The 21284-nt window shown below is 64.5% G+C and carries 21 protein-coding genes; 15 read left to right on the top strand and 6 right to left on the bottom strand.

The genetic code is table 11. From position 1 onward, the window contains the following. Positions 1–185 precede the first annotated feature (185 nt). Both PTE30175_RS21555 and PTE30175_RS21550 read left to right on the top strand, forming a co-directional pair. The gene (locus PTE30175_RS21555) at positions 186–1517 is read left to right on the top strand and encodes an NCS2 family permease (RefSeq protein ID WP_224788915.1); all 1332 of its coding nucleotides are present in this window, start codon (positions 186–188) and stop codon (positions 1515–1517) included. A 75-nt stretch (positions 1518–1592) separates the two neighbouring features. Next, entirely contained in the window at positions 1593–2705 is a 1113-nt protein-coding gene (locus PTE30175_RS21550) for an adenosine deaminase family protein (RefSeq protein WP_150699119.1), read from the top strand. An 89-nt stretch (positions 2706–2794) separates the two neighbouring features. Here PTE30175_RS21550 and PTE30175_RS21545 read toward each other — a convergent pair whose 3' ends face one another. Continuing rightward, positions 2795–4327 (bottom strand): YifB family Mg chelatase-like AAA ATPase, encoded by a 1533-nt coding sequence (locus PTE30175_RS21545; protein WP_150699118.1) that lies wholly within the window; start codon positions 4325–4327, stop codon positions 2795–2797. Between the two features lie 234 nt (positions 4328–4561). After that, positions 4562–4807: an accessory factor UbiK family protein gene (locus tag PTE30175_RS21540; protein ID WP_420819665.1), complete on the bottom strand. Its 246-nt coding sequence runs from the start codon at positions 4805–4807 to the stop codon at positions 4562–4564. Between the two features lie 378 nt (positions 4808–5185). On the opposite strand from PTE30175_RS21540, the gene PTE30175_RS21535 reads away from it, so the two are divergent. From PTE30175_RS21535 to ptsP, 9 genes are all read left to right on the top strand, one after another. Further along, positions 5186–6022, top strand: coding sequence for a TorF family putative porin (locus PTE30175_RS21535; RefSeq protein ID WP_150699116.1), 837 nt, complete (start codon positions 5186–5188; stop codon positions 6020–6022). A gap of 18 nt (positions 6023–6040) precedes the next feature. Further along, positions 6041–6379, top strand: a complete 339-nt coding sequence (locus tag PTE30175_RS21530; RefSeq protein WP_150699115.1) for a P-II family nitrogen regulator — start codon at positions 6041–6043, stop codon at positions 6377–6379. Positions 6380–6398: 19 nt separating this feature from the next. Beyond that, positions 6399–7949 carry an ammonium transporter gene (locus tag PTE30175_RS21525; protein WP_191629167.1) on the top strand — a complete coding sequence of 517 codons (1551 nt, stop codon included), beginning with the start codon at positions 6399–6401 and terminating at the stop codon, positions 7947–7949. 234 nt (positions 7950–8183) lie between these two features. Next, on the top strand, positions 8184–9473 hold the full coding sequence (gene gshA / locus PTE30175_RS21520; RefSeq protein WP_150699113.1) for a glutamate--cysteine ligase: 1290 nt from the start codon (positions 8184–8186) through the stop codon (positions 9471–9473). 419 nt (positions 9474–9892) lie between these two features. Beyond that, entirely contained in the window at positions 9893–11167 is a 1275-nt protein-coding gene (locus PTE30175_RS21515; RefSeq protein WP_150699112.1) for a helix-turn-helix transcriptional regulator, read from the top strand. 100 nt (positions 11168–11267) lie between these two features. Continuing rightward, on the top strand, positions 11268–12203 hold the full coding sequence (gene gshB, locus PTE30175_RS21510; RefSeq protein WP_150699111.1) for a glutathione synthase: 936 nt from the start codon (positions 11268–11270) through the stop codon (positions 12201–12203). A gap of 173 nt (positions 12204–12376) precedes the next feature. After that, the gene (locus PTE30175_RS21505) at positions 12377–12790 is read left to right on the top strand and encodes a PTS sugar transporter subunit IIA (protein ID WP_150699110.1); all 414 of its coding nucleotides are present in this window, start codon (positions 12377–12379) and stop codon (positions 12788–12790) included. Between the two features lie 3 nt (positions 12791–12793). Then, positions 12794–13063 carry an HPr family phosphocarrier protein gene (locus PTE30175_RS21500; RefSeq protein ID WP_150699109.1) on the top strand — a complete coding sequence of 90 codons (270 nt, stop codon included), beginning with the start codon at positions 12794–12796 and terminating at the stop codon, positions 13061–13063. A gap of 143 nt (positions 13064–13206) precedes the next feature. After that, the gene (ptsP, locus tag PTE30175_RS21495; protein ID WP_150699108.1) at positions 13207–14943 is read left to right on the top strand and encodes a phosphoenolpyruvate--protein phosphotransferase; all 1737 of its coding nucleotides are present in this window, start codon (positions 13207–13209) and stop codon (positions 14941–14943) included. Positions 14944–15027: 84 nt separating this feature from the next. Here ptsP and PTE30175_RS21490 read toward each other — a convergent pair whose 3' ends face one another. The 3 genes from PTE30175_RS21490 to gpmA all read right to left on the bottom strand — a co-directional run bounded on the left by PTE30175_RS21490 (position 15028) and on the right by gpmA (position 18321). Then, positions 15028–15780 (bottom strand): HesA/MoeB/ThiF family protein, encoded by a 753-nt coding sequence (locus tag PTE30175_RS21490; RefSeq protein ID WP_150699107.1) that lies wholly within the window; start codon positions 15778–15780, stop codon positions 15028–15030. Positions 15781–15850: 70 nt separating this feature from the next. After that, a complete protein-coding gene (locus tag PTE30175_RS21485) occupies positions 15851–17407 on the bottom strand; it encodes a S41 family peptidase (protein ID WP_224788910.1) in 1557 nt (518 codons plus the stop codon). 167 nt (positions 17408–17574) lie between these two features. Beyond that, positions 17575–18321, bottom strand: coding sequence for a 2,3-diphosphoglycerate-dependent phosphoglycerate mutase (gene gpmA, locus PTE30175_RS21480; RefSeq protein WP_150699106.1), 747 nt, complete (start codon positions 18319–18321; stop codon positions 17575–17577). Positions 18322–18441: 120 nt separating this feature from the next. Here gpmA and PTE30175_RS21475 point away from each other — a divergent pair, with 120 nt between their 5' ends. The 4 genes from PTE30175_RS21475 to PTE30175_RS21460 all read left to right on the top strand — a co-directional run bounded on the left by PTE30175_RS21475 (position 18442) and on the right by PTE30175_RS21460 (position 20766). Next, positions 18442–18849 (top strand): rhodanese-like domain-containing protein, encoded by a 408-nt coding sequence (locus PTE30175_RS21475; RefSeq protein ID WP_150699105.1) that lies wholly within the window; start codon positions 18442–18444, stop codon positions 18847–18849. Positions 18850–18859: 10 nt separating this feature from the next. Then, entirely contained in the window at positions 18860–19120 is a 261-nt protein-coding gene (gene grxC, locus PTE30175_RS21470; RefSeq protein ID WP_150699104.1) for a glutaredoxin 3, read from the top strand. A 66-nt stretch (positions 19121–19186) separates the two neighbouring features. Continuing rightward, entirely contained in the window at positions 19187–19693 is a 507-nt protein-coding gene (gene secB / locus PTE30175_RS21465; RefSeq protein WP_150699103.1) for a protein-export chaperone SecB, read from the top strand. A gap of 56 nt (positions 19694–19749) precedes the next feature. Then, positions 19750–20766, top strand: a complete 1017-nt coding sequence (locus PTE30175_RS21460; RefSeq protein WP_150699102.1) for an NAD(P)H-dependent glycerol-3-phosphate dehydrogenase — start codon at positions 19750–19752, stop codon at positions 20764–20766. Between the two features lie 27 nt (positions 20767–20793). Here PTE30175_RS21460 and trmL read toward each other — a convergent pair whose 3' ends face one another. Further along, entirely contained in the window at positions 20794–21264 is a 471-nt protein-coding gene (gene trmL / locus PTE30175_RS21455) for a tRNA (uridine(34)/cytosine(34)/5-carboxymethylaminomethyluridine(34)-2'-O)-methyltransferase TrmL (protein ID WP_150699101.1), read from the bottom strand. Positions 21265–21284 lie beyond the last annotated feature (20 nt).

The raw sequence follows: 21284 nt of genomic DNA, 5'->3' as shown, positions 1-21284 counted from the left end.
TTTTATTTATAGACGGGTGCGCGTAGAGTGCGATCCATTGTGCGGCTGCCGCGGGGCGTGTGCTGAAAGCGGCCTGCGCAGCACGGCTTCGGACCCGTTTGGCTCAACCTGAGTATTCTAGGCTTATGCATTCGACTCCATCCTCTCAAGACGGCGCAGGCGCTTCGCGCGCCGCACCCTCGGCGGTGACCGCGACGGCCCCGGCGAGTTGGCTCGACCGTCGTTTCGCGATTTCGGCGCGCGGGTCATCCGTGCGAACGGAGGTGTTGGCCGGGGTGACATCGTTCCTCGCGGCGGCGTACCTGCTCGTGGTCATTCCATCGCTGCTCGCCACCGGGGGCATGGAGCGCGCCGCGGCGACGACGGCGACCCTGCTCGTGTTCGTCGTCTTCACGGTCTTGATGGCCTTGTACGCCAATCTGCCGTTCCTCGTCGGCCCCGGCATTGGCGGTTCGGTGATCGTCGGCGTGACCCTCGCCGCGACGGAGCACGTCGCCTGGCAAACCGGCGTTGCGATTGCGTTCCTGTCGGGCGTGCTGTTCCTGTTGTTGACGGTGCTTGGCGCTCGCAGCGTGGTGGCGCGGCTCATCCCGACATCGATCAAATTGGGTCTGGGCGCGTCGATCGGTCTGTTCATCGCAGTGCTCGGTGTGCGCAACGCCGGCATGGTGGTGGCGAATGCGAAGACGAATGCGTTCGCCTTGGGCGACTTCAGCCGTCCGGGCACGATGGTGGCGTTGATCGGTCTGGGCGCGGCGGTATTGCTGCAAGGGCGCAAAGTTCCTGGCGCGATTCTCTGGTCGATCCTGCTCGCTGCATTGGCAGGTGTGCCGCTCGGCGTGACGAAGGTGCCGGACGTCTTCGTGTCGCTGCCGCACAGCATCGCTCCGGTCGCATTCCAGTTGGATATCGCCAGCGCGCTGTCGGTTTCCGCGTTGCCGTATCTGTTCGCGTTCTTCGCGGCGGAATTTTTCTCGACACTCGGCACCACGCTTGCGGTTGGCGGCAAGGCGGGACTGCTCGACGAACACGGCAACATGGAGAACATCAATCGGCCGTTTCTTGTCGACTCGATCGCCGCAACCGGCGGTGCCATGCTCGGCATTCCGGCGCTGACGGCGCTGGTCGAATCCGCCGCAGGGGTGGAGGCCGGTGGCCGCACGGGGCTGACCGCACTCTCGGCGGCGCTGATGTTCGCATTGGTCTGCTTTTTCGTGCCGGTGGCGTTGGCGATTCCGAAGGAGGCGACCGCGCCGGCGTTGATCCTGATCGGCCTTTCGATGTTCAGCACGATTCGCCACGTACCTTTCGACGATTTCAGCGACGCCTTCCCGGTGCTGGCGATGGTGTTGCTCACGTTGCTGTCGAACAGTTTCGGCACGGGCATCGCGGGCGGTCTGCTGTGCTACGTGCTGGTGAAGATGCTGGTGGGCCGCTTCAAGGACCTGCCGTGGGGCCTGTACGTGCTGGCGTTGCCGCTCGCGTATTACTTCTGGACAGTGGTGGGGCGCCACTGAGCCTGGCGCGGCGCGATGCCCTGCGATGCAGGACGTCGTGCCGCAGTTTGTCGTTCGCACTCAAAAGATCCACTCATGAAAGAGACACCGGGCCATGTGCCCGCCGCCCGCACCGGCGTGGAGGTAACCGACGCGCATCGTGCATTCTTTGCCGCGATCCCGAAGGTCGAATTGCATTGCCACTTGCTCGGCGCTGTGCGTTACGAAACGTTCGTGTCACTCGCCGAAAAGTCGAACGCGCCGCTGTCGCGCGCGGAGATCGACAGCTTCTACACGCGCGGCGAGAAGCCCGTGGGCGTATTGCGGGTGTTGCGCGCGCTGGATGAATTCCTGCTGACGACACCCGACGATCTGCATCGCATTGCTTACGAATACCTTGCGGACGCTGCGTCGCGCGGCGTGCGTTACAGCGAGTTCTTCTGGAACCCGACGGGCACGGTGCGCACGTCGAAGATCGCGTATGCAGATGCGCAGGACGCCATCGTGGCGGGGATTCGCGACGCCGAGCGCGATCATCGCATCGCGGGGCGGCTGGTGCCGAGCATCGACCGCGAAGCCGATGCGCGTGAAGCGGTCGAGATGGTCGAATGGATGCGCGCGCATCGCGCCGATGAAGTGATCGGCATCGGCATCGACTATCGCGAGAACGACCGTCCGCCGGAATTGTTCTGGAAGGCGTATCGCAACGCGCGGCGTGCCGGTTTCAAGACGACGGCGCATGCGGGCGAGTTCGGCATGCCGTGGACAAACGTCGAGACGGCCGTGGAGCTTCTGCAGTGTGACCGTATCGATCACGGTTATACGATCGTCGACGCGCCCGATTTCGCCCGGCAGTGTGCGGAACGCGGCATCGTCTTCACCGTCGTGCCGACGAATTCATATTATTTGCGCACACTGTCGCCCGAGCGGTGGGCGCAAGACCATCCGATCCGCCGCATGCCGGAACTCGGGCTCAAGATTCATCCGAATACCGACGACCCGACGCTGCACAAGGTGAACCCGGCCGAGGCATGGGAGCTGATGTTCAGTCATCTCGGCTTCTCGCTCGACGATTTGCGCGCCTTCACCCTCAATGGCATCGATGGCGCGTGGCTCGATAGCGTGACGCAGCAACAATGGCGCAAGGAGTTCGCAGACGAATTCGACGCGTGCCTGAGCACGCTCAAGAAGGCGTTGGCCGCGCAATAGTGCGCTAATGATTTTTCCTTCGGTCTCTCCAGACCTTGCGGCCGCCACCCCCAGTGCGGCCGCTTTTTTTTTAAGGCGGGGACGCACGGTCAATTGGCGGCGGGCACTGAGCGGCGATACTGAATGGCTTCGGCGACGTGAGGGAGGCCGACGGTCTCCTCGCCGGCGAGATCGGCCACGCTGCGCGCGACGCGCAGGACCCGGTGATACGCGCGCGCCGACCATTGCAGCTGGATGGCCGCCTGACGCAGGAGTTGTGCGCCGTCGCCGGATGGCGTGCAGTACCGCTCCAGAATAGGGCCGGCGAGCGACCGGTTGAGCATGCCCTGTCGTGCGTGCTGACGGTTTCTGGCGGCGCACACGCGCCGGGACACCGCGTCGCTGGTTTCGCCGGCCGCCGGCGCGGCGAGTTCGTCCGGCGTGAGCGCCGGGACTTCCACTTGCACGTCGATGCGATCGAGCAGCGGGCCCGACAATTTGCCACGATAGCGGGCGACCGCTTCGCCCGGGCATCGGCACGGACGCTGCGGATGGCCAAGGTAGCCGCATGGACACGGATTCATCGCGGCGATCAATTGAAAGCGGGCCGGGAACTCGGCTTGCAACGCGGCCCGCGAGATGGTGACGCGGCCTTCTTCGAGCGGTTCGCGCAGGACCTCGAGAACGCGCCTCTGGAATTCGGGAAGCTCGTCGAGAAACAGCACCCCGTGGTGCGCCAGGCTGATTTCCCCGGGGCGCGGCAGGCTGCCGCCGCCGACAAGCGCGGCGGGCGACGCCGTGTGATGCGGCGCGCGAAACGGCCGCACACCCCAGCGCTGTGTGGAAAAGCCGTGCGCGCTAATGCTGGCGACGGTGGCCACTTCCACGGCTTCGTCGTCCGACAGTGGTGGCAACAGACCGGCGAAGCGCATGGCAAGCATCGACTTGCCGGTGCCGGGCGGACCGGACAGCAGCAGATGATGCCCACCTGCGGCCGCGACCTCGAGTGCCCGTTTCACGGGCGCCTGACCTTTCACGTCAGCGAGGTCCAGCTGCCGGCTGTCTGCGCCGCACTCCTGCGGCGCAAACGCGGGCGTCAGCGTTACCGGCAGCCGTTGCCCGGCGTCGCCTTCCGCCAGATGGGCGCAAACGTCGAGCAGCGTCGCCGCGGCGTGGACGGTCGCGTGACGTACGAGGGCGGCCTCGTGCGCGTTTGCCGCCGGCACGATCAACGCGCGCGGCGTTGACAGCCGCGCCACGGCGCCGGCCATGGCGAGTGCGCCCCGGATCGGCCGCAACTCGCCCGACAGTGACAACTCGCCCGCGAATTCGTGTGTCCGCAACCCGCCGGCGGGCAATTGCCCGCTCGCGGCAAGTATGCCAAGCGCAATCGGCAGGTCGAAGCTGCCGGAGGCTTTGGGAAGATCGGCGGGGGCGAGGTTGACAGTGATGCGCCGCGCCGGAAATTCGAAGCCGCAATTCTGCAGCGCGGCGCGCACGCGCTCACGGCTTTCCTTCACTTCCGTATCGGGCAGGCCGACCAGCGACAGGCTCGGCAAACCGTTGGCCAGATGGACTTCGACCGTAACGGCGTGTGCCTGCATGCCGGACAGTGTTCGGCTGTTGACGACGGCTAACGACATGGCGCCTCCTTTTGACTGCGATGACGCGCGCATCACAGCCGGGGGCGCCACGACCACGCATGCGGCCACTATAGGCAGCGGCGGTACGTCAGGTCAAAGGGGCGAGGGGACTTTCGGAGTCGCGGCCGAGCGTCGTCGGACGACCCCCATGCCGCGAACGGGACAACAGGCCATCAAGCGCTGGGGCAGATCGGCGCAAGCGATGAAACGTCAGGCGGCTGGCGCCCGAAACGCTCAGTCTTGTGCGTGCCGCTCGCCCTCGAGTTCGGCGACGCGCTTTTCGAGTGCTTCGAGTTTCTCGCGGGTGCGGGCCAGGACTTGCGCCTGGATGTCGAATTCCTCGCGCGTGACCAGATCGAGCCGGTTGAAGCCTTGGTTCAGCAGGCTTTTGACGTTGCGCTCGATATCCTTGGCCGGCGATTGCTTGAGCAAGTCGCTCACCTTGGCTTGCATGTCTTGCAGGATTTCGTTCGGTTTCATCAGCCTTCCCCCTCTCGTTACTTATCCCATCATAGGACTTCGCCGGCCACGCAGCATGCCGGGTCCGCTCGCGCACCGAGTTGGTGCTTGCACCGCCGACGTGCTTTGCCCGGCGGTGGTGCGCGGTGCACGATGGTGCATCGGTCCGGCCAGCCGGCTTGGGCGCCACTCTACCATGAAACGCCCGTGCCACAAGCCCTGGCGCGCTTTTCCGAGCGATTCCATCCCGAAAATTTTGCCATTTTTTTACCCCGGAGTCCGTATCTTGCGTCTTGCAGCGTGCCCTTTTAGTGGGCCTGGCACGGGAGTTGCTTTGCTTACCTCTGAAGCAAAGTCGCAAGCTGCGCCAAGACTATCAGTTTCCAATTGGGGGAAGTTATGAAGAATAAGTCAACTGCGAATAAGTCAACTGCGATGGTTGGCTGGGTGTTCTTCGGGGCGCTTGCCGCCTCGGCGGGCGCGATGGCGCAAAGCACGGACGCCGCGCCCGCCGCGGCGCCTGCTGCGGCCGCGCCCGCCGAACCGTTCAGCGTGACTGCGAACGTCGGGCTGTTCTCCGACTACCGTTTCCGCGGCATCTCGCAAACGGCGAAGCGCCCGGCAATCCAGGGCGGTTTCGACGTGGCGCACGAGTCGGGCCTGTACGCCGGCGTGTGGGCATCCAACATCAGTTGGCTGTCCGACGGCAACCCGGCCGTCAGCGCGCCAATTGAAATGGACATCTACGGCGGTTGGAAGAAGGAACTCATCCCCGACTGGACATTTGACTTCGGCGGCCTGCAGTACTACTACCCGGGCACGTACCCGTCCGGCACGTTCTACCCGCGCCCGCACACGTTTGAACTGTACGCGGCGGTGAGCTGGAAGACGATCACCCTGAAGTATTCGCATACGCTGACGCGCCTGTTCGGCCTGACCAGTCCGACCGGCAAGGATACCGACGGCAGCGGCTACCTTGACCTGACGGGGACGTACGACACCGGCTTCTGGGGGCTTGGCCTGGTCGGCCACGTGGGCCACCAGTGGGTGCATAACTTCGGCGCCGCCTCGTATACCGATTGGAAAATCGGCGTGACGAAGGATCTTGGCAAGAATTTCAGCGTATCGTTGTCCTATATTGATACCAATGCCGACAAGCAGTTCTACACGGCAGCCAACTCGGGCAAGGTGCTGAGCAAGGCGACGGTCGTGGCGGGGCTGAGCAAGACATTCTAAGTAAGGAGCAATCTCATCATGAAGCTGATTACTGCAATTGTGAAGCCGTTCAAGCTCGACGAGGTTCGTGAAGCCCTCTCCAATATCGGGGTGTCGGGTATCACGGTGACCGAAGTGAAGGGCTTTGGACGCCAGAAGGGTCATACCGAGTTGTACCGCGGTGCGGAGTACGTCGTGGATTTCCTGCCCAAGGTGAAGATCGAGGCGGTGATCGGCGACGCACTGCTCGATCAGGCCGTCGAGGCGATCGAGCAGGCGGCCCGCACCGGCAAGATCGGCGACGGCAAGGTCTTCGTGTCGCCGGTGGAACAAGTCATTCGCATCCGTACCGGAGAAACGGGCGAAGACGCACTCTAAGAACAGAGACAACATAATCATGAAAAAACTTTTTGCCAAACTCGTGCTCGTCGGCGCCTTCATGGGCGTCGCGGGCGGTCTCGCAGGCTACGGGGTCACGGCCTCGGCCCAGGACGCTTCGGCACCGGCTGCCGCCGCTGCCTCGGCGCCCGAGGCCAGCGTGCCAGCTGCGGCTGCCCCCGCTGTCGCTGCACCGGCTGCGCCGGCCGCGGCAGCACCTGCAGCCGCCTCGGCCGCCGCCGCACCGGCGCCGGTGCCGGTGCCGAACAAGGGAGACACGGCGTGGCTGCTCATCTGCACGGCACTCGTCATCCTGATGACGTTGCCGGGTCTCGGCCTGTTCTACGGCGGTCTCGTCCGCTCGAAGAACATGCTCTCCGTCCTGATGCAGTGCTTCATCATCTTTTCGTTGATTATCGTGTTGTGGTCCATCTACGGCTACAGCATTGCCTTCACGGAAGGGGGCGCCTTCTTCGGCGGATGGGACCGCTTGTTCCTGAAGGGCATGACGCCTGATTCGGTGGCGGCGACCTTCAGCAAGGGCGTGGCGGTTCCCGAGTACGCGTACATGGCATTCCAGGCGGCATTCGCGGCCATTACCTGCGCGCTGGTCATCGGCGCCTTCGCCGAACGCGCCAGGTTTCCGGCCGTGTTGCTGTTTGTCGTGATCTGGTTCACATTCGCCTACCTGCCGATCGCTCACATGGTCTGGTTCTGGCCGGGGCCTGACCTCTATGTCGATCAGGCCGCTGCGGATGCCGCGACGGCCAAGGGCGGCTGGTTGTTCCAGAAGGGTGCGCTCGACTACGCGGGCGGTACGGTGGTGCATATCAACGCAGCCATTGCCGGTCTGGTGGGTTCGTACATGGTTGGCAAGCGCCTGGGCTTCGGCAAGGAGGCCTTCAAGCCGCATTCGCTGACGATGACCATGATCGGTGCTTCGCTGCTGTGGTTCGGCTGGTTCGGCTTCAACGCCGGCTCGGGGCTGGAAGCGAACGGTGGCGCTGCGCTGGCCTTCGTGAACACGTTGCTCGCGACAGCCACCGCCACGATGTCGTGGACGTTCGGCGAATGGATCGGCAAGGGCAAGCCCTCGATGCTCGGCGGTGCTTCGGGTGCGGTGGCCGGTCTCGTGGCCGTCACGCCTGCGGCCGGCTTCATCGGTCCGATGGGCTCGATCGTGCTGGGCCTGATCGCCGGTCTCGTCTGCCTGTGGGGTGTTAACGGCCTGAAGCGCATCCTCAAGGCCGACGACGCGCTGGACGTGTTCGGCGTGCACGGCGTGGGCGGTATTCTCGGCGCACTGATGACTGGCGTTCTGGCCTCGCCGGCCTTGGGCGGCACGGGTATCTACGACTACGTCACCAACAAGGTCTCGCCGGATTATTCGATCCCCGGCCAGCTGTGGATTCAGTTGCAAGGCGTGCTGACCACGCTGGTGTGGTCGGGTGTGGTCGCTTTCATCGCCTACAAGATCGCCGACGTGATCATCGGTCTGCGGGTGCATGAAGATGCCGAGCGTGAAGGCCTGGACATTTCCTCGCACGGCGAGTCTGCCTATCACGATTAAACGGGCGAGCGAGAGGAGTTGCCGGATTTCGGCCGGACAGCCGGAACCGGCATTGAACGGGCGCGTTTTGCGCCCGTTTTTTTATGGTGCGCTTGAATTGCGGCGAAATGCCCCCAAATGACAGCATGATCGGCATATGCTGAACGCAGAACATCCCTGCGGCGACCAAGGCGATCCGCGGTGTGCCGAGGCATATGCTCTACAATCAAAGCTCCATTTGGATATGAGAGAAGCATGGTTCCGCATCTCGTGACGGCCCTGAAGGGGCCCCTGCTCGACCTGGAAAAGAAGATTCTCGACGCCACCCCGGCGATTGAGCGCTGGTTCCGGCTCGAATGGCAGGAGCACACGCCGCCGTTCTATTGTTCGGTCGATTTGCGCAATGCCGGCTTCAAGCTCGCGCCTGTCGACACCAACCTGTTTCCGGGCGGTTTCAACAATCTCACGCCGGAAGTGCTGCCACTTGCCGTGCAAGCGGCCATGGCCGCCATCGAGAAGATCTGCCCGGACGCGAAGAACCTGCTCCTGATCCCGGAGCGGCACACCCGCAATACCTTCTATCTGCAGAATATCGCGCGGCTGTCGACCATCATGCGGCACGCCGGCCTGAACGTGCGCCTGGGCAGCCTGTCGGAGGACATCACCGAGCCGACCCCGATTGAATTGCCCGACGGCCAGCATCTCGTCATCGAGCCGCTCGAGCGCTCGCAGCGCCGTCTTGGCCTGAAGAACTTCGATCCGTGCTCGATCCTGCTCAACAACGACCTGTCGGCCGGCATTCCGCCGATCCTCGAGGGGCTGCACGAGCAATACCTGCTGCCGCCGCTGCACGCCGGGTGGGCGGTACGCCGCAAGAGCCACCATTTCGCGGCCTACGATGACGTCGCAAAGAAGTTCGCCAAGCTGATCGATGTCGACCCGTGGATGCTGAATCCCTATTTCGCCAAGTGCGAGAACATCGATTTCGCTGAGGGCGTGGGCGAAGCGTGTCTGGCCGACACCATCGACGCGTTGCTCAAGAAGATCGGCAAGAAGTACCGCGAATACGGCATCGACGAGAAGCCGTTCATCGTGCTGAAGGCCGATGCCGGCACCTACGGCATGGGCGTGATGACGGTGCACGATGCGAGCGAGGTGAAGAACCTGACGCGGCGCGACCGCAGCAAGATGAGCGTGGTCAAGGAAGGCCTCGAAGTTCACGACGTCATACTGCAGGAAGGCGTGCACACGTTCGAACGCATCAATGAAGCCGTGGCCGAACCGGTCGTGTACATGATCGACCGCTATGTCGTGGGTGGCTTCTATCGCGTGCACACCGGGCGTGGCAGCGACGAAAACCTCAACGCGCCCGGCATGCATTTCGTGCCGCTGGCCTTCGAGCACACCGCCTTGCCGGATGTGCATGCGAAGCCCGGCGCGGCGCCGCCGAACCGGTTCTATATGTACGGCGTGGTTGCGCGTCTCGCGCTGCTGGCCGCATCGATCGAGCTGGAACGCACGGACCCCGATCCGGAAACGTACTGACGTAGGAAAATTCTGAATACGCCAAGTTACGACGGCACGCGTTTTTGCGCTGCCGCCGCAGTGGCGCATCACGAAAAACGCCGCGGATACGCGGCGTCCAAAATGAAAAAGACGCCCGGCTGGCCCCCCGACTAGCCGGGCGTCACATTTGCCGGGCCGCGTCACGCGGCGCCAGGCAAATCGCAGCATCCCACGAACAGGAAACTGCGCAAACTTTCAATTCCCGCCGTCCAGCGGCATTCGCCGCCGTTATGCTGATGACCGTCGCATCCAGCCGCTTCGCCATAGGGCGCGGCGGTGTCGGGATGGCGTTGACCATGGTGTCATGATGCTGCGGATTTCCATCTTGAACATCCCCTATATGGGGGATGTTTCGACGAATGGGCGCTCAATAAGAATTTTCCTCATGAGGCGGGACGATGAAGGGGCAGGCGGACCTACGCGCGTATCTGCGGCAGCTGAGCCGGGTCGGATTGGGCTCGCTGCTGGTCATGCCGGAGTGGCTTGCGGCCGCAGGACGGGGTTTCGGCGCCGATGGCGTCGCCTGCGTCTGGCTGGACCGGACACTGCGGCCAGGCGATGTTTACGCGCCCGATCTGAACGGCGAGGCGCGTTTGCAGATGGCGGGGCACCTGGCGAATCTGACCGGCGCGCCACAGGCGCCGGGGCACCCCGGTTCGCGGATGCCAACGCCTCCGCCCGGCGGGTTGGCCGGGGGCTACGCCATCGGGTGGTGGCGCGCGCTTTATCGCGCCGGTCACGGGGGCGACCTGGCGCCGTGGCTCATGCAAGCCGGCCAATTTGCCGATGCACTCGACGGCTGGATCCGTCTGCCGAACGGCACGGCAATGCTGGCCCTGATGTTGCGCAGGGCGCGTTCCGGACCGTTTCACGCGTCGGACGTGCGCCGGTTTGGGCCATTGCTGGGCGACCTGGCCGATGGCTTGACGCAAGCGCATGCCGAGACGGCAGCGGGCGTGGCGCCTGCCAGTATGCCGGCGTGCGCGCCGCCAGGCGACGCCTTCGACGCGCCAGGCGCCGAGGGCACGATGGTCATGCGCGCCGGCCGGCCGGAATGGCTCGATCAAGGCGCGCAGGGGCTGCTCTGCATGCGGCTGCAGGCAAGGCCGGGAGGCGGTGGCTGGCCGGAGATCGCGCCGGTGGCGCAGACGTGCCGGGAGCTGGCGGCCGAGGCGTCGACGGGCGCGCCACGGGACGCCGGGAACATGGCCCCGGATGCGCGCAATCGCGAGGCGGATTGTGGCGTGTCCGTGACGGGACAGGGCTGGCCTCAGTGCGACAGTCCACCTGAGCCGGCTGAGCGTCGGATTGTCGTGCCCGGTGGTTGCGTGACCGTGCGCGCGATGCGGCTTCGCAGTCCGGGCGGCCGGCCGACGGACCGCGTCGGCATCTCGATCCGGCATCAGCCGCCACGCGCCGTGCGCCTCCTGCGTCAATTACGCGCTACGGCCCTGTCGCCGTTGCAGCGGGAAATCGCGTACCGGCTCGCCTGTGGCCAGTCGCGTGCCGAGATTCGCGAGGCTTGCGCCATCGGGGCAGAGACGTTGAAGACCCACATCAGCCAGATTCGGATTCGCCTGCACCCGTGTGGCGACGCTGCCTTGCTGGCCGATGTCGGCCTGGCGCCCGGGCCGCCGCCGCTCGGCGCTGGCGGCGGTCGGTTCGCCACCTGACGGCGTCCACAGCGAGGAAGTGGCGGGTCGGCTAGAATGAAGGCCTGTGCGCGCCGTTTGGCGCGGTCCGCCCCCTCGAACTCCAGCCCGTTTCCGATCGATGCAGATTCTCTTTATTGCCGACCCGCTCGACCAGTTCAAGATCTACAAGGACACTACGTTCTCGATGATGCGCGAGGCGGCACGGCGCGGCCATCGCCTGTTCGCATGCGAGCCGCACGATCTGGCCTGGCAGGGCGACGTCGAAGCGCAAGTGCGCGAAATTCGTCTGACGGGCGACAAAACCGCCTGGTATGACGTCGTTCAGACGCGCGTGGCCACGCTGACCGAGTTCGACGCGGTCCTGATGCGCAAGGATCCGCCATTCGACATGGAATATGTCAATTCGACGTGGCTGCTGGAAATTGCGGAGCGCGCCGGCGCGCGGGTCTTCAATCGCCCGCAGGCAATTCGCGATCATTCGGAAAAGCTGGCGATCGCCGAGTTCAAGCAATATGTCACGCCGACGCTCGTCACACGCGACGCGGCGCGTCTGCGCGCGTTCCATGCCGAGCATGGCGACGTGATCTTCAAGCCGCTCGACGGCATGGGCGGTACCGGCATCTTCCGCATTGGCGAAGATGGCCGCAATTTGGGCTCGGTCATCGAAACGCTGGGGGAACACGGCCGCCGGTCGGTCATGGCGCAGCGCTTCATCCCCGAGATCAAGCAGGGCGACAAACGCATCCTGCTGATTGGCGGTGAGGTCGTACCTTTCGCGCTTGCGCGCATCCCGCAAGGCAATGAGGTCCGCGGTAACCTGGCGGCCGGCGGTTTGGGCGAAGCGCGCCCGATTACCGCGCGCGACCGTGAGATCGCCGAGGCGCTCGGCCCTGTACTGTGGTCACGCGGCCTGTTGCTGGTCGGCCTGGACGCGATCGGCGATTACCTCACGGAGGTCAACGTCACGAGCCCGACGTGCTTCCAGGAAATCACCGACCAGACCGGCTTCGACGTGCCGAAGATGTTCATCGACGCGCTCGAGAGGGCCGTCTGACGCGGCAACGGCCGCCATCGAAACAAATGGGCTGTCGCTCGGGATTGTCCCTGAGATAATGAAAATACGGGCCCTTTGCACGCCTGCTAAAATGGTAGCCCCGAAATCGACAGGGCAAGGTTCCGGCGTGCGTGTCAATGCAGACGCACCGCTGACGCCGCGCGCCTAGCATCATGGCTGGAATACTGATCATTGCCCACGCGCCGTACGCTTCCGCGATGCGCGAGTGCGTTACGCATATCTATGGCGGCTGTCCGGCGCGCATTGGCGCATTGGACGTCTCCCCCGACCAGGACACGGCAGCGCTGCTCGACACGGCGCGCGAACGCGTTGAGCATCTGCGCGAGGAAAACGGAGTGCTGGTGCTGACGGATCTGTTCGGCGCGACCCCGTCGAACATCGCTGCGCAGTTGGTCGGCCGCGACGTGCGCGTGCTCGCGGGGGCGAACCTGCCGATGCTGATAAAGGCGGTCTGTTATCGCTCGGTGCCGCTTGATACGCTCGTCGACAAGGTGCTTTCGGGCGGATCTCACGGTATTCTTCAAATTGGCGCATGTGCGCCGGCGAATCAAACAACACCACGCTGATAAATGCTTCAACAAGAAACCACGATCGTGAATAAATTGGGGCTCCACGCCCGGGCATCGGCCAAGCTCACGCAACTGGCCGCGCGTTTTCAGAGCGAGGTCTGGCTGACCCGGAACGGGCGCCGCATCAATGCCAAGAGCATCATGGGCGTCATGATGCTTGCCGCCGGCATCGGCTCGTCGGTGGCTGTCGAAACCGAGGGTCCCGACGAGGATGACGCCATGCAGGCGATTCTCGGCCTGATCGCCGACCGATTCGGCGAAGGCGAGTAAGCGGAATTAGGCCCGCCACGCCGCCCATGGCGTTGCGGCAGGCCATGACCGGACGCGGCGGAAGGCCGCTGCGTCCACGCCGGTGCTGCGCCCGCGCCGCGCGGGCCATACCGGTTGGCTGATTTTGATCTGGGGAGCCTCTCTTGTCGTTCACCCTGCACGGAATACCGGTTTCCCGCGGCATCGCCATCGGGCGTGCGTACCTGCTTAAGCCGGCCACGCTCGACGTGCCCCATTATCTGCTCGACACTGACCAGTTCGAGAGTGAGATCGCGCGCTTTCGTCTTGCACAAAGCACGGTCCAGCATGAACTGGACACCCTCAAGGCCGAGTTGCCGGCCGATGCGCCCGGCGAGATGGGCGCCTTTCTCGACGTCCACTCACTGATTCTCAACGATACCCTGCTGGCCGATTCGGTTATCGAACTGATCCAGACGCGCCGCTACAACGCGGAATGGGCGCTGGCCACACAACTGGAAGTGCTGGCGGCCCGTTTCGAGGACATCGAGGACGAATATCTGCGTGAGCGCCGGGCCGACATCGAACAGGTGACGGAGCGTGTGCTCAAAGTGCTGGCGGGTGCGCCCGGCATTCGCCATGTCGCGGCACAAGCGCCGCGCGACGACATGGTCGTGGTCGCCCGTGATATTGCGCCGGCAGACATGCTGCAATTCAAGACGCAGGCGTTTCACGGCTTCGTCACCGATCTTGGCGGCAAGACCTCGCATACCGCGATCGTTGCGCGCAGCCTCGGCATTCCGGCGGCCGTCGGCGTGGCGCAGGCGAGCCAACTGATCAAGCAGGATGACGTCATCATCATCGATGGCGACACGGGTATCGTCATCGTCGATCCCGCGCCGATCGTGCTCGAGGAGTACAGCTACCGCCAAAGCGAACGCGCGCTCGAAGACCGACGACTGCAACGCCTCAAGCATTCTCCCGCACAGACGATCGATGGCACGCCGATCGATCTGCTCGCCAACATCGAATTGCCGGAGGACGCCACGACGGCGGTCGAGGCGGGCGCTGTCGGCGTCGGACTGTTCCGTACCGAATTCCTGTTCATGGATCAGGAGGATCCGCCCGAGGAGGAAGCGCAGTTCGAGGCGTACCGGCGCGCGGTCCAAGCCATGCATGGCTTGCCGCTGACCATTCGCACAATCGACGTCGGCGCCGACAAGCCGCTCGACAGCCACGAGACCTACGAGACGGCACCGAACCCGGCGCTGGGGCTGCGCGCGATTCGCTGGAGCCTGTCCGAGCCGCGCATGTTCCTTGAGCAACTGCGCGCCATCCTGCGCGCATCGGCGTTCGGCCAGGTGCGGGTGCTGTTCCCGATGCTCGCGCACGCGCAGGAAATCGACCAGACGCTCGAGCTGGTACGCGAAGCCAAGCGTCAACTCGACGCGGCAGGGCTGGCGTACGATCCGAACGTGAAGCTCGGCGCGATGATCGAAGTGCCGGCGGCGGCGCTCACGTTGCCGATGTTCCTCAAGCGGCTCGACTTCCTGTCGATCGGCACGAACGACCTGATCCAGTACACCCTCGCCATCGACCGGGCCGACAACAGCGTTGCGCATCTTTACGATCCGCTGCACCCGGCGGTCTTGCGGCTGATTGCCATGACGATCCGAGAGGCGCATGCGTTCGGCGTGCCGGTGGCCGTCTGCGGCGAAATGGCGGGCGACCCGACTGTGACGCGCTTGCTGCTCGGCATGGGGCTGCGCGAGTTCTCGATGCATCCGAGCCAGTTGCTGCAGGTGAAGCAGGAAATCCTGCGCGCGCATCTGCCCGATCTCGAACGTCCCGTGCAGGATCTGCTCGCGGCGACCGAGCCCGAGGAAATGCAGGCGGCATTGGCGCGGTTGACCGTGGCGTAATCCGCCTGCGGCGTGTCCGTCAAACACAACGGCCGGTGGCTTTGCAGCGCACCGGCCGTTTTTCATGGGTGACGCATCGCGCGTTCAGTGCCGCGCGCCGCACACGCGGCATTCCGGGTTCGGGGCGCACCGCATCGTGTGCCACGACATTTTCGTGGCGTCGAGAATCAACAGGCGGCCGGCGAGGGATTGGCCGATGCCCACGATCAGCTTGATCGCCTCGGCGGCCTGCATGCTGCCGATAATGCCGACGAGCGGCGCGAGCACGCCCATCGAGGCGCAGGCTTGCTCCGGGAACGGCTCGTCAGCCGGGAACAGGCATTCGTAGCAGGGCGAGTTCGGATCGCGCACGTCGAACACGCTGATCTGGCCGTCGAAACGCAGCGCGGCGCCCGCGACGAGCGGCACACGCGCCGCCACGCACGCGCGGTTGACGGCGTGGCGCGTCGAGAAGTTGTCGCAGCCGTCGAGTACTACCGTGGCATCTGCGATCAGGCTTGCCAGCCGCGCTTCGTCAACGCGTTCGTTGATCACGTCGACCTGTACGCCGGGATTGATCTGCGCGAGCCGCGCGCGGCCCGATTCGACCTTGGGGCGCCCCACGCTGGCGCTGTCGTGCAGGATCTGGCGCTGAAGGTTGGTAAGGTCGACGTCGTCATTGTCGATGAGCGTGATGCGGCCAACGCCCGCCGCGGCAAGGTACAGCGCGGCGGGTGAGCCGAGCCCGCCGGCGCCCACGATGACCGCGTGCGCGGCCAGCAGTTTTTCCTGGCCCTCGATGCCGATTTCGTCGAGCAGGATATGGCGCGAGTAGCGCAGCAGTTGATCGTCATTCATACGGCGGATGTCTCAGGACGAAAAAAAACCGTGCCGGCTTTCGCGGGCACGGTTCGTAGTGTAAGCCGTTTTACTTTTTGCTGTTCGGCTTGGCCGGGGCCGTCGTGTCGGTTTTCGCCTCAGGCTTGGCGTCGGGCTTGGCCGGTGCCGCGTGGGCGTCCTTGGGCAGCGGCCCTGCATTGGCTTCGAGTCGCGACTTGGTACGTTGCACCAGTTCGCCCTTGAGCTGATGGAGCGCCTGCTGCAGCATGAAGTCGTCGTTGCTGCCCAGGTCCGGCAGCTTCTCTTCGCGTTCCTTTTGGCGTTGCTCAGGCGTCTTCTTGGCGTTTTCTTCCTCGAGACGGCGCAGTTCTTCCAGGCGGCGGGATTCGCGGGCGTCGATTTCCTTCTGCTCGTCAGGCGACTGCGTGTTGTGCAGATGGTTCTGATAATCGATTTCGCGCGTGACCAGCACGTCGTCCGGATCACCCTTCGGATTCTGATCGACCGGCACGTCCGGCTTGATGCCGATCGACTGGATCGAGCGTCCGCTCGGCGTGTAGTAGTAGGCGGTGGTCAGGCGCAACGCGGTATCCGGCGACAGCTGACGCACGGTCTGCACAGAGCCCTTGCCGAAGGTCGTCTTGCCCATGATCAGCGCGCGCTTCTGGTCTTGCAGCGCACCGGCCACGATTTCCGAGGCCGACGCCGAATAAGCGTTCACCAGCACGACGATCGGCACCGTCTTGTAGATCGCCGGTTCGCCCTTGAGCGGATCTTCCGGGCTCGCCGACAGACGATAGTTGTCGAAGGTGGCCTTGTAGCTCTGCTTGGCGTCCTCGATCTGGCCGTTGGTCGTGACGACGACGGCATTCGACGGAAGGAACGCCGCGGACACGCCGACGGCCGACTGCAGGATGCCGCCGCCGTTGTTGCGCAGGTCGAGCACGAGACCCTTCAGGCCCGGCTGTTCCTTGGCGATTTCCTGAAGCTTCTTGGCCAGATCCGGCACGGTGCGTTCCTGGAAGCTCGTGATGCGGACGTAGCCGATGCCCGGTTCGAGCACCTTGCCCTTCACGCTCTGCACGCGGATTTCGGCACGCGTGATCGAGACCGGGAAGGTGCGCTCCTCGGACTTGCGGAAGATGGTCAGCGTGACCTTGCTGCCCGGGGCGCCGCGCATGCGCTTGACGGCCTGGTCGAGCGTCATGCCGCGCACGGGCTTGTCGTCGATGCGCGTGATCAGGTCGCCCGGACGCAGGCCGGCACGAAACGCAGGGCTGTCTTCGATCGGGGAGATGACCTTGACGAGGCCGTCTTCCTGCGAGATTTCGATGCCGAGCCCGGCGAAGCGGCCGCGCGTCTGCTCCTGCAGCTCCTTGTATTCATCCTTGTCGAGGTACGAGGAATGCGGATCGAGACTGGACACCATGCCCTTGATGGCGGACGTCAGCAGCTTCTTGTCGTCGACGGGTTGCACGTATTCCCGTTTTATCTGGCCGAACACCTCGGCCAGCAGGCGCAGTTGCTCGAGCGGCAGCGGCGAAGTGGCGTTTTGGGCAGAGGCCTGGGAGAAAGCGAGCGTGGCGGCCGCGCCGGTCGCCAGGCCGAGCACGATCAGGCCGATGTGTTTGAGGGTTTGGCGCATATAGGCGTGGAAGTCCGAATTTTGGGCGCGCCCGCCAATGGGCGCGGTGCTTGGCGAAGTATAACCGTTTGCCCGCGGGGCAGGCATTGAGCGTTCGACAGGGATTTTTCCCAAGTGGTTCGGGAAAAATGGCCCAGTCGCGCTCTTTTTCGCGAGAATCGCCGGCTTTACTTGGCCTTGCCTTGCGCGGCCACGGCGGCCAGCGCGCCGGCAATCTTGTCCTGGTCGCCGAGGTAGTAGTGGCGAATCGGCTTCAGATCGGCGTCGAGTTCATACACGAGCGGCGTGCCGTTCGGAATGTTCAGGCCGGCGATGTCGTTATCAGAAATGCCGTCGAGGTGCTTGATCAGCGCGCGCAGCGAATTGCCGTGCGCAGCGATCAGCACTTGCTTGCCGGCACGAACGGCCGGGGCGATGGATTCGTTCCACAGGGGCAGCACGCGCGCGACGGTGTCCTTCAGGCATTCCGTCAGGGGGACTTCCCCGGGCTTGAGCTTGGCGTAGCGAGGATCGCCCGCCGAGCTGCGTTCGTCGCCGGCGTCAAGGGGCGGCGGCGGCGTGTCGTAGCTGCGGCGCCACACGTGGACCTGCTCGTCGCCATACTTGGCGGCCGTTTCCGCCTTGTTGAGGCCGGCGAGCGCACCGTAGTGACGCTCGTTCAGGCGCCAGCTGTGCACCACCGGGATCCACATCTGGTCCATGACGTCCTGCACGTGCCACAGGGTGCGGATGGCGCGTTTGAGCACCGAGGTGTAGGCGAGATCGAATTTGAAACCGGCATCGGCGAGCAGGTCGCCGGCCTGTTTGGCTTCGGCGATGCCCTTTTCGGTCAGGTCGACGTCGATCCAGCCGGTGAAGCGGTTTTCCTTGTTCCACGTTGATTCGCCGTGGCGGATGAGGACTAGCTTGTACATATGCGACTTCGGTCAGAGTGATAAAGCGGGGGCTGCCAGACAGCCATGATGCGGGATATCCGGCGCATTAACCGGAATATTTTATAATGACCGGATTACTTTGATACTTTTAGGTGGTTTGTGAAGTTCTTCGCCGATTACACCAACCTCGCTTTGATTGCCATCGCGCTGGTTTCCGGGGGCCTGCTGGCCTGGCCGGTGTTCAAACGGGGCGGCAAGGGTCTGTCGACGATGGAAGCGACCCAGCTGATCAATCGCAAGGGCGCCGTCATCCTCGACGTGCGCAGCAGCGAGGAGTTTGCCGGCGGCCACCTGCCGCAGGCGCGCAACCTGCCGCTCGACGATGTCGAGGGCAAGGTCGCACAGGTTATCAAAAACAAGGCGGCGCCCGTGCTGATCGTCTGCAAGAGCGGTCAGCGCTCGGCCAAGGCTCAGTCGCTGCTGCGCAGTCTCGGCTACGCGGAAGCGTTCAGCTTGCAAGGTGGGCTGGCCGCGTGGCAGGAAGCCGGTCTGCCGGTGGTCAAGTAAGGGAGCCAAAATGCCGAAAGTCCTGATGTACAGCACCCAGGTGTGCCCGTATTGCCAGATGGCCGAGCGCCTGCTGCGCCAGCGCGGCGTCGAGGAAATCGAAAAAATCCTGATCGACCGGGAACCAGGCCGCCGCGACGAAATGATGGCGCGCACCAGCCGCCGCACCGTGCCGCAGATCTACATTGACGAGCATCATGTCGGCGGTTACGACGATCTGTCCGCGCTCGATCGCGCAGGCGGACTGTTGCCGCTCTTGCAAGTCGCGTAATACCCCCGGCACAATACCGATCGCCAGCCGCGCCCATGCGCGGCTGTTTTATCCCAAGGAAATGAAATGTCCGACCAGAACCAGCCGTTTTTCAGCATTCAGCGCGCCTACCTCAAGGATCTGTCGCTGGAGCAACCGAACTCGCCCGCGATTTTCCTGGAACAGGACATGCCGACCGTCGAAGTGCAAGTCGACGTCGCCGCGGAGCGCCTGGCCGAAGAAATCTTCGAAGTGGTGGTAATTGCCACGGTCACGGCCAAGATCAAGGACAAGGTCGCGTTCCTCGTCGAAGGCAAGCAAGCAGGTATCTTCGAAATTCGCAACGTGCCGGTCGAACAACTCGATCCGCTGATCGGCATCGCCTGCCCGACGATCGTTTATCCTTACCTGCGCGCCAACGTCGCCGACGCGATCAGCCGCGCCGGCTTCCAGCCGATCCACCTCGCGGAAATCAATTTCCAGGCCCTGTACGAACAGCGCCTGGCCGCGTTGACAGAGCAGCAGGGCGCCAACGGCAGCGCCGGCGGTGCGGGACTCGTGATGCCTGACGGCAGCGCGGCGCAGACGCACTAAGCAGCACAGTCACAGCGGTTCCGGCGGCAAGCCCCACCGGCGTACGAGAGAGAGTCATGAAGATTGCTGTATTCGGCGCCGGTGCCTGGGGTACCGCCATGGCGAGCCACATGGCGGCTCGCCACGATGTCCTGCTTTGGGCGCGTGATCCGCAAATTGTTGCGCAGCTGACCGCCCACAGGGAAAACCCGGTGTACTTGCCGGGGTGCCCCCTCAATCCCCAACTTTGCTATACCGGCGATTTCGCCGCCGCGCTCGCTCATGGCGCCGGCGAGGCCGATCTATGCGTGGCCGCCGTACCTGTGGCCGGCTTGCGCGCGCTCGCCCAGGCGATGCGTGCCGCCGGCATGCGGCCCCGTTATCTGGTCTGGCTCTGCAAGGGTTTCGAAGCGGAGACCGGCCTGCTGCCTCACACGGTGGTGGCCGAAACGTTTCCGGAAGTGGCCGGGGGGTCGCTGTCCGGCCCGAGCTTCGCGAAGGAAGTCGCGCAGGGGCTGCCCGCGGCGCTGACGATCGCGAGCACCGAAACCGCGTTGTGCGAGTTGGCCATTGACGCCTGCCATTTCGGGGCGTTGCGGATCTATTCGAGCGACGATCTCGTCGGCGTCGAGGTCGGCGGTGCCGTCAAGAACGTGCTGGCGATCGCCACGGGCATCGGCGATGGCCTCGGCCTGGGCCTGAACGCGCGCGCCGCGCTGGTCACGCGCGGGCTGGCCGAGATGACCCGTCTGGGTGTCGCCCTCGGCGGCAAACCCGAAACTTTCATGGGGCTGACCGGGGTCGGTGACCTGATCCTGACGGCGACCGGCGACCTGTCGCGCAATCGCACCGTCGGACTGGAGCTCGCCAAGGGCAAGCCGCTCGACGACGTCCTCGCCGCGCTGGGACATGTCGCCGAGGGCGTGCGTTGCGCGCGCGCGGTGCGCGACCTCGCGCACCGGCACGGCGTTTCGATGCCCATTACCGAAGCCGTGTGCGCGATACTGTTCGACGGACTGCCTGCGCGCGACGCCGTGGAAGCGCTGCTGCGTCGTGACGCCCGTGCCGAGCGAGAGGGCGGCGATACCGCCTGACGCTGCCGGCGCCCCTCGCCTGGCGGGCTATGCCCCGCCGGCGTATCCTTGCTGACGCCAAGCTTCAAACACCACGACCGCGACCGTGTTCGACAGGTTGAGGCTGCGGTTGTCAGGTCGCATCGGCAGACGCACGCGTTGCGGCAAGTCGAAGGTGTCGAGCAAGGCGGGCGCGAGGCCGCGCGTTTCCGAACCGAAGACGAACCAGTCGCCCGGTTGGAACGCCAATTCGCCGAACGGACGCGAACCGCGCGTGGTCAGGGCGAACATCCGTGCCGGGTCGGGTTTTTCGGCGGCGAGGAAGGCGTGCCAATCCTTGTGAACCTGCATTTGCGCATACTCGTGATAATCGAGCCCGGCGCGGCGCATGCGCGCGTCGTCGAGTGGAAAGCCGAGCGGTTCGATCAGGTGCAGCCGTGCGCCCGTATTGGCGCACAGCCGGATGACGTTGCCCGTGTTGGGCGGAATTTCGGGCTCGACGAGGACGACGTTGAACATGGTGAAGTTCTTAAGGTAAA

The organism is Pandoraea terrae, assembly GCF_902459695.1.
In the GTDB taxonomy this organism is placed as follows: Bacteria; Pseudomonadota; Gammaproteobacteria; order Burkholderiales; family Burkholderiaceae; genus Pandoraea; species Pandoraea terrae.
Note: the sequence above shows the minus strand (reverse complement) of the source record. Positions and strands in the feature narration are given on the sequence as shown.